Source organism: Streptomyces sp. NPDC037288 (genome assembly GCF_055603265.1).
Window position 1 is genome coordinate 1 of record NZ_JBVJVY010000096.1, and the last position, 9,667, is coordinate 9,667.

General features: G+C 69.1%; 11 protein-coding genes. 3 read left to right on the top strand and 8 right to left on the bottom strand.

What is annotated here, in order from left to right; all coding sequences use genetic code 11:
- Nucleotides 1–199 precede the first annotated feature (199 nt).
- The 8 genes from ACZ7GZ_RS40850 to ACZ7GZ_RS40885 form a co-directional block, all read right to left on the bottom strand.
- Nucleotides 200–1,273: a beta-ketoacyl-ACP synthase III gene (locus ACZ7GZ_RS40850; protein WP_471032617.1), complete on the bottom strand. Its 1,074-nt coding sequence runs from the start codon at nucleotides 1,271–1,273 to the stop codon at nucleotides 200–202.
- Between the two features lie 35 nt (nucleotides 1,274–1,308).
- Entirely contained in the window at nucleotides 1,309–2,157 is an 849-nt protein-coding gene (locus ACZ7GZ_RS40855) for an SDR family NAD(P)-dependent oxidoreductase (protein WP_471032619.1), read from the bottom strand.
- Between the two features lie 36 nt (nucleotides 2,158–2,193).
- A complete protein-coding gene (locus ACZ7GZ_RS40860) occupies nucleotides 2,194–2,952 on the bottom strand; it encodes an SDR family NAD(P)-dependent oxidoreductase (protein ID WP_471032622.1) in 759 nt (252 codons plus the stop codon).
- Between the two features lie 94 nt (nucleotides 2,953–3,046).
- Nucleotides 3,047–3,493, bottom strand: coding sequence for an ester cyclase (locus tag ACZ7GZ_RS40865; RefSeq protein WP_471032625.1), 447 nt, complete (start codon nucleotides 3,491–3,493; stop codon nucleotides 3,047–3,049).
- Nucleotides 3,494–3,538: 45 nt separating this feature from the next.
- Entirely contained in the window at nucleotides 3,539–4,582 is a 1,044-nt protein-coding gene (locus ACZ7GZ_RS40870; RefSeq protein ID WP_471032627.1) for an alcohol dehydrogenase catalytic domain-containing protein, read from the bottom strand.
- Nucleotides 4,583–4,597: 15 nt separating this feature from the next.
- On the bottom strand, nucleotides 4,598–4,843 hold the full coding sequence (locus tag ACZ7GZ_RS40875) for an acyl carrier protein (RefSeq protein WP_471032630.1): 246 nt from the start codon (nucleotides 4,841–4,843) through the stop codon (nucleotides 4,598–4,600).
- A gap of 24 nt (nucleotides 4,844–4,867) precedes the next feature.
- Nucleotides 4,868–5,902, bottom strand: coding sequence for a beta-ketoacyl-ACP synthase 3 (locus ACZ7GZ_RS40880; protein ID WP_471032632.1), 1,035 nt, complete (start codon nucleotides 5,900–5,902; stop codon nucleotides 4,868–4,870).
- Nucleotides 5,899–7,017: an aminotransferase class I/II-fold pyridoxal phosphate-dependent enzyme gene (locus ACZ7GZ_RS40885; RefSeq protein ID WP_471032635.1), complete on the bottom strand. Its 1,119-nt coding sequence runs from the start codon at nucleotides 7,015–7,017 to the stop codon at nucleotides 5,899–5,901. Before ACZ7GZ_RS40885 ends, ACZ7GZ_RS40880 begins: the two co-directional genes overlap by 4 nt.
- A 1,169-nt stretch (nucleotides 7,018–8,186) precedes the next feature.
- Here ACZ7GZ_RS40885 and ACZ7GZ_RS40890 point away from each other — a divergent pair.
- From ACZ7GZ_RS40890 to ACZ7GZ_RS40900, 3 genes are all read left to right on the top strand, one after another.
- Nucleotides 8,187–9,026, top strand: a complete 840-nt coding sequence (locus ACZ7GZ_RS40890) for an MFS transporter (RefSeq protein ID WP_471032637.1) — start codon at nucleotides 8,187–8,189, stop codon at nucleotides 9,024–9,026.
- Nucleotides 8,992–9,357, top strand: a complete 366-nt coding sequence (locus tag ACZ7GZ_RS40895; protein WP_471032639.1) for a hypothetical protein — start codon at nucleotides 8,992–8,994, stop codon at nucleotides 9,355–9,357. Before ACZ7GZ_RS40890 ends, ACZ7GZ_RS40895 begins: the two co-directional genes overlap by 35 nt.
- Nucleotides 9,358–9,423: 66 nt before the next feature.
- The coding region (locus ACZ7GZ_RS40900) for a helix-turn-helix domain-containing protein (protein WP_471032640.1) at nucleotides 9,424–9,667 on the top strand (244 nt) is incomplete at its 3' end.

Consider the following 9,667-nt stretch of genomic DNA (forward strand, 5'->3'; position numbering starts at 1 on the left):
AGAACTCGCAATGATTCGGAGACCTGGAGTGCTCACCTGCTGGCGGCTACGGACCGTAGTCTTCCCCACGGCCCGACAAGGCCCATTAGAGACCTGACCAGCCTGTCACATCACGGACTTACACGATCTTTCAGACACGCTCTGAGCCAACTGCGCATGGCCGCGTGACGAGGCCACGCGGTGGGGTCGGGGGTGGCGGCTACGGTGCCGACTTGCTGGTGGGCGGTTCCTGGCGGTCGTCGATGGTGCCGGGCTCGTACAGCGCGGGTGGTTCGGGCTGTACGTCGGGCCAGGTGAGTGCGGCCGATCCCCAGGCGAGTCCGCCTCCGAAGGCGGTGAGGAGGGTACGGGCTCCGGGGCGGACGGCCTGCCGCGCGGCGGCGTCGGTGAGAGCCAGCGGAATGGACGCCGCGGCGGTGTTGCCGACCGCAGCGAGGTTGCCGAATCGGTGGTCGGCCGGGATGGCCAGGCGGTCGGCGACGGTGTCGAGGATGCGCTGGTTCGCCTGGTGCCCGATGAACGCCTCGATGGAGTCGGTCGCCCAGCCGGCTCGGCGTAGCGTAGCTTGCGAGGATGCTGTCATCCGGCGTACGGCCTGATGGAACACGGCGCTGCCGTGCATGCGGAAGTAGCGTTCCTCGCGCGAAGCGTGTCCATCCGGGTCGGGGTGGCGGGAGCCGCCCGCGTCGATGCGGACCAGGTTTGAGTGCTCGCCTTCGCTGCCCAGGTCAAACGCGGTGAGCGCGCCTGGTTCGTCTGCTGCGCCGCGGCGCAGCAGGGCGGCACCGGCGCCGTCGCCGAAGATCACGGCGCAGGTGCGGTCTTGAGGATCGATGATGGTGGAGTAGGTGTCGGCGCCGATGACGAGGACCTGGTGCTGGGCCTGGGCGCGGATGGCTGCCGAGGCCATGCTCAGGGCGTAGACGAAGCCGGAGCAGACCGCTGCCAGGTCGAACGCCGGAGTCTCGACGAGGCCCAGGCGCCAGGCAACTTGGGGTGCGGTGGCCGGGCAGCGGTGGTCGGGTGTGGTGGTCGCGACGATGACCAGATCGGTGGTGGTGGTCTGGGCGGAGGCCAGGGCTGACCGTCCCGCGGTGACGGCGAGATCCGCGGTGCTGGTTCCCGGTTCGGCCCAGTGCCGGCTTCCGATCCCGGTGCGCTGGCGGATCCAGGCGTCGCTGGTGTGCAGACCGTTCTCCAGCTGTGCGTTGGTGATCCGGCGTGCGGGCAGGCAGGCGCCGAGCCCGGCGATGACAGCGGTGGGGGCGGGCATCCCGGCGTCCTTTCGAGCGGAGGGTGCTGGAGAGGTCATACGGCGAGCAGTCCGCCGTCGGCGGTGAGTACGGTGCCGGTGAGGTGCGCGGCCGCGTCGGTGAGCAGGAAGAGCACGGCGTCGGCGATCTCCTCGGGGGCGGCCCATCGGCCTAGAGGAACATGCTCCAGCACGGTGCTGGACAGGTCGGGGCTGGTCCAGAGTGTGCGTGTCATCCCGGTGCGGGTCCAGCCCGGGCACAGAGCGTTGACACGGATGCCGTCGCGGTGCCAGGCGGCGGCGAGTGCGAGCGTCAGGGCGATGAGTTCTGCCTTCGAGGCGGCGTAGTGCGCGGCACCGGGGAAGGCGCACAGGCCCGACACGGAGGCGATGTTGACGATGGATCCGCCACCGCGGGAGCGTAGGTAGGGGGCTGCTGCGGTACAGATTTGAGCGGGGGTTTCCAGGTTGACAGCCATGGTTTCCCGCCACAGGCGTCCTGTCAGCCGTTCGGGGGCCACCGCGCGGCACACTCCTGCGGCGTTGACGACGATGTCCAGATGTTCCAGGCGGTCGGCGGTCTCCTCGAGGACGTAGCCGATGGCACCGGGGCGGGTCAGGTCGGCGGGGATGATGCCTGCGTAGGCGCCGCGGGAGCGCAGTTCGCCGGCCCTGTCGCCGAGCAGGGGCGTGTTGCGGTCGGTCACGATAAGGTCCGCGCCCGCGTCGGCCAGCGCGGTCGCGATGGCATGGCCGATGTCGCCAGCCGCGCCCGTGACCAGCGCACCGCGGCTCTCCAGCGGGCGTGGCCAGGTCGAGCGGTGTCCTGCGGCCGTCTGCGGGCTGTCGGGCCCCGCATGCTGTGCTGCCCAGGGCTGCTTCGGCTGTTCCTGAGAGCGCGGCATGGCCGGCCTCCTTCCGACGGGTCCGACCGGGCGGGGTTACGCGGCCAGGAGTCCGCCGTCGACGATGAGGACTTGTCCCGTGATGTAGGAGGCCGCGTCACTGGCGAGGAAGACGGTGGGTCCGCACATCTCCTCCGGCTGGGCCCAGCGGCGCAGCGGGATTGCCGAGATGATCTGTGCGGAGGTTCCCGCGTCATGCCACCAGGGCTGGGTCATCTCGGTGGCGGTGTAGCCGGGGCACAGGGCGTTGACCCGGATGTTGTGGGGTGCCCAGTGCACCGCCAGGCTGCGGGTGAGGGAGATCAGACCGGCCTTGCCCGCCGCGTAGTGGGGGGTGGCGGGGAAGCCGCGGAAGGCCGCGACGGAACCGATGTTGATGACGCAGCCCTTGCCGTCGGCGCGCAGGTGGGGTTCTGCGGCCTGGCAGATCTGTGCGGGGACTTCGAGGTTGAGTCGCAGCGACGTGCGCCACTGCTCCGGGCCGACGTCCTCGAACGGTGTGGGTACGGCCCACGCCGCGTTGTTGATGATGGTGTCCAGGCCGCCGAGGGCGGCGGCAGCGTCCGCGACGACCTGCCCGGCGGCCCCGTCCTCCCAGAGGTCGGCGGGCAGGACGGCGGCGCGGGTGCCGTGCTTGCTGATCTGGGCGGCGGTCTCCCGCAGCCCGTCCTTGCCGCGTGCCGTGATCGCGACATCCGCGCCGGCGGTGGCGAGTGCTACGGCGATGGCTCGTCCGATGCCACGCGAGGCGCCGGTGACCAGCGCCCGGCGGTGGCGCAACGTATTTTCGGTCATGGTTCTCTCCCGATGGGGCTGAGCAGGTGAGGGAGTCCCGTGTCGCGCCGTTTCGATGCGCGCCGGAGCGGCGCGAGACCGGAGGGGTACCTGTTCAGGGAGTGGGGTGGAATCCGAGCCATTCGGCGAGGCTCTTGTCGACCATGCCGAGCTGGCCTCCCAGGACCAAGCTGTCGTAGAGCGCTTCACCGTGGGTCAGCAGGCCGCGGTTGTTCCACTGGTAGAGCTCGAAGAAGTTGATGTCCATGGCCTTGCCGGTGGCCGGGCTGTTGCCCAGCGGGCCGGTGTTGGTTCCCCGGAACAGGCCGATGGCGTGCGAGGCGTCGCCGGTTGCCCAGTACCGGCAGTCGGCCACGTGGGTGTCGGGAAACGCGGCGACCCAGGCACGCAGGTAGTCCAGGAAGGGAATGGCGCCCTTGATGGTGGACGCGAGGGAGTGGTCGACGTAGGTGATGTGCGGGTCGACCATGGCGCTCATGGTCTCGAAGTCGTGGCGCCCGAAGGCGTCGTAGAAGTCGCGGTGCAGTTTGTCGGTGTTCACGAGATTCCTCCGATGTGGTTGTGGTTGTGCTGCTTAAGAGTGGGGTCAGGACCAGCCGTGCGGCAGGAGTACGGCGCGGCCGGGGATCCGGCCGTCGGCCAGATCGGTGTGCGCCTGCTCGATGCGGTCAAGGGAATAGGTGACGAGATCGGAGCGGAGCAGGCCGCGATGGGCCAGTGCGAGGACGTCGTGGAGCTCGCTCAAGCTGCCCCAGAAACTGGTGGTGAAAGTTGCCTCGAAGGGGGCACAGCCCCACCCGAAGGGGATCTGGCCGAGCATGGAGCCGACCACGACCAGTTGCCCGCCCGGTGCCAGAGCGGCGGCCGCGAATTCCATCGTGGAACGCGCCCCGACCACGTCCAGGACGGCGTCGGCGGCCCCGCCGGGGCACGCCGCGCGGAGCTTGGCCGCGGCGTCGGTGTCGTCCAGGTCGATGACGGTGTCGGCCCCCAGCGCCCGCGCCCGTGCGGCCCGTTGGGCCGTGCGGCGCACGCAGACGATGACGACGGCCGGTGTGCACAGGCGCGCGAGCTGAACCGTGTACTGGGCCAGTCCGCCCAGGCCGATGATGACCAGGGAGCAGTCCGGGCGCAGGCGGCTGGCGACCTTGCGGACGGCGCGGTAGGAGGTCAGTGCGGCATCGGCCAGCGGGGCGGTCTCGAGGGGGGACAGTCCGTCGAGAGGGATGAGCTGCCGGTCGGCCCGGGGTACGGCGACCAGGTCCGCGCAGCCGCCGGGTCGACCGACTCCCAGCCATGAGGCGGTGGTGCACATGTGCTCGCTGCCGCGCAGGCAGGTTCTGCACACCCCGCAGCTGACCGGCGGGTACACCAGTACATCGGTGCCCACCGCGGGCCCGGACGCCGCGGTGCCGAGCGACTCGACCCGCCCAGTGATCTCGTGGCCGAGGATGGTCGGCAGGTCCATGGGCACCAGGTCCCGCAGTTCACCCCGGCGCAGGTGCAGATCGGAGTGGCACACGCCCACCGCTGTGACGCGTAGGACCGCACCGGTGGGGGGTGGTTCGGGATCCGCGACCTCGGTGAGGTCCAGCGGCCCGTTGTAGGAGCTGAGTACCGCCGCACGCATCGCACTCCCCTTTGGCTACGGGCCGGGCTCGGTCACGGGCGCGTGCCGGGCGATGTAGTGCGTGACCTGGCTGACGGTCAGGGCCCCGGCGTCGGCTTCGGGGATCTGCACGCCGAATTGGTCCTCCACTTCCAGGACGAACTCCACCAAGGCCAGCGAGTCCATCTGCAGGCTCTTGAGCGTGGCGTCCGGGGACAGTCGGTCGGAACTGATATTGAATTTTTTGATGAGTACGTCCTGTACTCGCGCTGTGATGTCCATGACTGATCCGCTTGTTCTCGTATTTCACTGAAGGTGTTCGGCAGGGGAGGCGTCGAGGTCGTCGCACGGCGCCCGGACGGTCAGGTCTGGCCAGGTCAGCAGGGTCGCTCCCCAGGTGAATCCGGCCCCGAAAGCGGTCAGCAGAAGCTGGTCCCCGGGCCGGATCACGCTGGTGAGGGAGGCAACGGCCAGGGCGAGGGGGATGGAGGCGCAGCCAGTGTTGCCGAAATGGACGATGGTGTTCACGGTGCGCTGTGGCGGGATGGAGAGTCTGTCCGCGACCGCGTCCATGATTCGCGCGTTGGCCTGGTGTGCGACCAGCGCGTCCACATCCGCCGTCGTCAGGCCGTCGGCGCTGAGCACCGCGCGGCAGGAAGAGACCATGCGGCGCACCGCGTGCAGGAACACCGCGCTGCCGTCCATCCGCAGATACGGATCAGGGTGCTCAGCGGCGCCCCAGCCGCCGGGCGACACCCCCAGCCGGTCGCGGCCCCTACCGTCGCTGCCCAGACGGAACGGGCCCATCGCTCCCCGTTCGCCGACCGCGCCCGCGCGCACCACGACCGCTCCGGCACCGTCAGCGAACAGTGGCACCGTCACCGGGTCGTCGGGGGCGAGATAGCGGGAGTGGGTTTCCACGGCGATCACCAGCACCTGCTCGGCGCAGCCCGTGGCCACCAGCCCCGCCGCCGCAGCCAGCGCGTACAGAAAGCCGGTGCAGGTCGCGCCGAGATCGAATGCTGCGGCATCTGCCAACCCCAGCTCGGAGGCGACCGCGGGCGCGGTGGGCGGGCACACCTGATCGTGTGTCCAGCTGGCCACGATCACGGTGTCGGCCTGTGCGGTGCCCGCCGACTCCAAGGCCCGGCGTCCGGCCTCGACCGCCAGCGGCAGATGAAGTTCCCCCTTGGCCAGGGCATGCCGTGCACGCACCCCGGTGCGATGTTCAATCCACTCCGGTGTCACGCCCAGCCGGGCGGCGATCTCCGCATTGCCAACCAGGGACGGCGGCACGTATGCCCCCAGGCCGGCGAGCACGAGGGGCCGCGGCGGCCTCATGACGCACTCCCCGACGCGTCCGCCGGCTCGCGCAGCAGGGAGCGGGCCTCGGTGAGGGATTCGTCCAGGACCGCAGCGGCGGTGTCCATGTCCTCCAGCCGGTGATCGCACATCACCTGCATGCGAAACCGGGCGGAGCCCAAGGGCACGGCGGGGAACTCGATCAGCGCGAGGATCAGTCCGCGCCGCTCGGCCAGCGACCAGGCCAGTCGGGCGACAGCCACCGAGCCGGTCTCCACCGGGATGATGGCGGAGCGCTCGCCGAGCACGCTCAGGTGCCGGGCGGCCAGGCTGTGCCGGAGCCGGTCCGAGACCTGTGCCAGGTCCGCCCGGCGCCGGTCGCCTTCCGCAGAGCGGATGATCCGCGCGCTCTGCAGCGCGGCCGCGGCCTGCAGCGGGGAGAGAGCCGAGGAGAAGAAGTGGGAACTCGCGTAGATCGACAGATACTCGGCCATCTCCCGGGACCTGGTGGCGACGAACCCACCGTTGGTGGCAAAGCACTTGCTGAACGAGCCCATCACGAGATCGATCTCACCCAGCAAGCCCTGGGCCCCCACCTGGCCGCTCCCGCCCGGTCCGAGCGCTCCCAGGTCGTGCGCCACGTCCACCAGCAGCGTCGCGTCGAACTCGTGGCACAGCTCCTGCAGTTCCCGAAGCCGCGGGGTGTCGGAGTCCATCGAGTACACGCCCTCAGTGACCACGAGGACCGCGTTGTCCGCATCGCCCTTCCTAATCGCAGCCAGCCGCTCGCGTACCGAGTCGTGGTCCAGATGGGTAGCGGTCGTGACGTTCCGGGTCGCGGCGTGAGCGCCGTGACTAAGACAGGAGTGCGCCCGTTCGTCCAGGACGATGTGATCCTGGCGCCGCATCAGCCCGGTGATCGCCCCGAACCCGGCCCCCCAACCGGTGGGAAAGAGAACCACATGCTCCATACCGGTCAGTTCCGACAGCTCCGCAGCCAGCGCCGCGGACAGCGGCGTATGGCCGGTCAGAACCGGCGAGCTCCCGGCATGCGGGCCATACTCTGCCAGCGCCGCGGCCACAGCCTCGCGCACGGAAGGCTCTCGCGACAGCCCCAGGTAGTCCTGGGTGGAAAAGGAAATACCCACCACCACTTGCCCCGTCTCCGGGCTGCTCGCCCGCGCCCGGGGCCCCACACAGGTCTCCAGCGTGCGCGAGTAGGGCCACAGATCCGTCCCGGCCCGAAGATCCCGCCACGCGGTGAACTCCCGCGTCCGATCCACCAGGCAGGACCCCCTAACCGGGGCAAAAGTTCCCAGAGTCCGGCCCAGCGCCGCATCAGGCACCTGCCGACCTTGCAGAGCAGGCACACTGCCTCCCTCAACAGACCACGAACCAAACGGATTTCTTGATTCCCAGGAGACAACTAATGCAGACAATGAGGAAGGCGTTACAAATCCCCCTAGGGGCTATTCGTGCAGGAATGAAGCATTCCGGATTATCCGTCAAGCCCCCGGCGTGCGATCTTCACACTAACGCCCCCCAGGTCCCGCCGAGCAACATCCAACAGCCCCTGCGCGGCTGGTGGTATCGCACGCCCCAACTGTCGCGTAAATACCACCGGCGCACGAGGGCACTACAGCGGCGCCGGCACCCGACGACGCCCCGGCGAACGAGCACAGCTGACCCCCAGGCTCGGGGCGGCCCCAGCCCACTGGAAGTCGCCGCGGTCACCTTCGCCAACGACGGCGACAACATCGGCGTCTACGTCCCGGTGTCCGCCACCGCCGGCATCGGCGGGATGAGCGGATACGCCATGATATTGCTCGGCAAACGGACACTCGCCCGCCTCCGAACGAGCTTTGGAACTCGGCCGCCTTGACTGTTACACCGCGCGTCGTCCGCACACCTGTAGCAGGTGACAGCAGACCTCACAGCGGGAGTTGCACGTGATTCACGCCCTCACCCCGTACACGCCCCGACAGCAGTGGGGCCTTCGCACAACCGACACGGACCTTGCTCCGATCGCCCTGCGCCAGATGGCCACGGGTGAGTCCGAGGAAACCGCCCGGGCCGGGCTCACGGACCCCGTGCACCTCATCCCGATGCCCACGCTCGGACAGGCCCGAGGCGAGGCACGGGTGTTCCAGGCACTCATCGCCGCCTACGGCCGCCACCGCCCCGCCCTCACCGCGACCCCTTCGGTATCCGCAGCCTCACTCCCGCCCCGACGAACTGTGTGTCGGCTGGTGAAGCGGCTCGTTAGCCGGCCGCGGAAAACGCTGCGTGAACCGCCCCGGCTAGAATGCCCAAGGAGTTGCGCATGACGTGCACAGCGAGCTCCGTCCGGCCTCCGCTCAGCCGGAGCCTGACCATCCTTGCCTACGCGGCCCTCGCGTTCTCTGTGATGCAGACCGCGTTGGTGCCCGCGATCGGTGACATGGCCTCGGCCCTGCACGCCGACACACACGACACGACTTGGACGCTGACCGGATACCTGGTGTCCGCAGCCGTGCTCACCCCACTGCTCGGACGCCTGGGCAACATGTACGGCGAGCGCCGCCTCCTGGTCATCTCCTTGCTGTTCTTCGCCGCCGGGGCGGTGCTTGCGGCGCTCGGCGCCAGTCTGGAGCCGCTGGTCGCGGGCCGTATGCTGCAAGGCGCTGAAGGGGGCATCCTTCCCTTGTCCTTCGGTATCGTGCGTGACGAATTCCCTGCTGAACGACGGCCTGGGGCGGTAGGACTGATTTCCGCCATCCTTGGTGTCGGCGGTGGGATCGGCCTGCTGATGGGCGGCCTGCTCGTGGACCACGCGTCGTACCGCTGGATCTTCTGGGCCGGAGACGTGATGGCGGTGATCGCAGCGGTCGCGGCACACCTACTGCTGCCCGAGTCCCTGGTGGCCATACGGGAAGAAATGGACCTGCTGGGCGCAGCACTGCTGGCGGTAGGCATCGCCGCTCCGCTCATCGCCATCAGCCAGGGCCGCGCCTGGGGCTTGGGAAGCGGCCGCACTCTCGGGCTGATCGCCTTCGGTGTCGTGGTTCTGGCAGTTCTCGCTCTCGTCGAACGGCACACGCCCGACCCGCTGGTGGATGTCCCCCCTCTTCGTCCGACCGCCCGTTCCGATGACCAACCTCGCGACGCTGCTGGTCGCCTTTGACATGTTCGGCGCCATCGTGCTCATCCCACAACTCGCTCAGACCCCAGCATCCGCCGGTTACGGTTTCGGGATGGGCGCGACCCGAGCAGGGCTACTGATGCTGCCGGGCTACTTGATCATGCTGGTGAGCGGCCCCCTCTCGGGAGCCCTCGCCAAGCGCTTCCACGCGAAGCTGCCCCTTGTCCTCGGTGGCCTTATCTCCGCCGCCGGGCTGGTCATACTTGCCACACAGCACGGTTCACAGGCCTCGGTGCTTGGCTTGACCACGGTTCTCTTCACTGGGAGGCTTTTCAATTTGGCCACCGATCGGGTGACGAGGCCGGTCGAGTAACGGGCGAGGCCCTCGGACTGTTGAGCGAGATGTCTGAAGTCTCAACATCACAGTCCGGGGGCCTCGTTGGTTCCTTATCGTGCCGTACTCGACGTCCCGCATGCTCTCGTCGAGTGGGTCTCGATGCTGATCGTCACCCGTGAGGGTGACCGCCGCTGCAAACTGCCGCCCGCGCAGCGGGCCCTGGTTGCGCTGGTGTACCTCCGCAAGAACGGAACCCTCGAGCAGATCGCAGCCGGCTTCGGCATCAGCGTGGGAACCGCCCATGCCTACGTCCACCAAGTGATCGCGCTGCTCGCCGGGCGCGCCC

Bases quoted from the DNA above. Each gene is read 5' to 3' on its own strand.
- ACZ7GZ_RS40855 (WP_471032619.1), bottom strand. From the start codon at position 2,157: ATGCCGCGCTCTCAGGAACAGCCGAAGCAGCCCTGGGCAGCACAGCAT.
- ACZ7GZ_RS40890 (WP_471032637.1), top strand. From the start codon at position 8,187: ATGACGTGCACAGCGAGCTCCGTCCGGCCTCCGCTCAGCCGGAGCCTG.
- ACZ7GZ_RS40880 (WP_471032632.1), bottom strand. From the start codon at position 5,902: ATGAGGCCGCCGCGGCCCCTCGTGCTCGCCGGCCTGGGGGCATACGTG.
- ACZ7GZ_RS40875 (WP_471032630.1), bottom strand. From the start codon at position 4,843: ATGGACATCACAGCGCGAGTACAGGACGTACTCATCAAAAAATTCAAT.
- ACZ7GZ_RS40860 (WP_471032622.1), bottom strand. From the start codon at position 2,952: ATGACCGAAAATACGTTGCGCCACCGCCGGGCGCTGGTCACCGGCGCC.
- ACZ7GZ_RS40870 (WP_471032627.1), bottom strand. From the start codon at position 4,582: ATGCGTGCGGCGGTACTCAGCTCCTACAACGGGCCGCTGGACCTCACC.
- ACZ7GZ_RS40895 (WP_471032639.1), top strand. From the start codon at position 8,992: ATGACCAACCTCGCGACGCTGCTGGTCGCCTTTGACATGTTCGGCGCC.
- ACZ7GZ_RS40850 (WP_471032617.1), bottom strand. From the start codon at position 1,273: ATGCCCGCCCCCACCGCTGTCATCGCCGGGCTCGGCGCCTGCCTGCCC.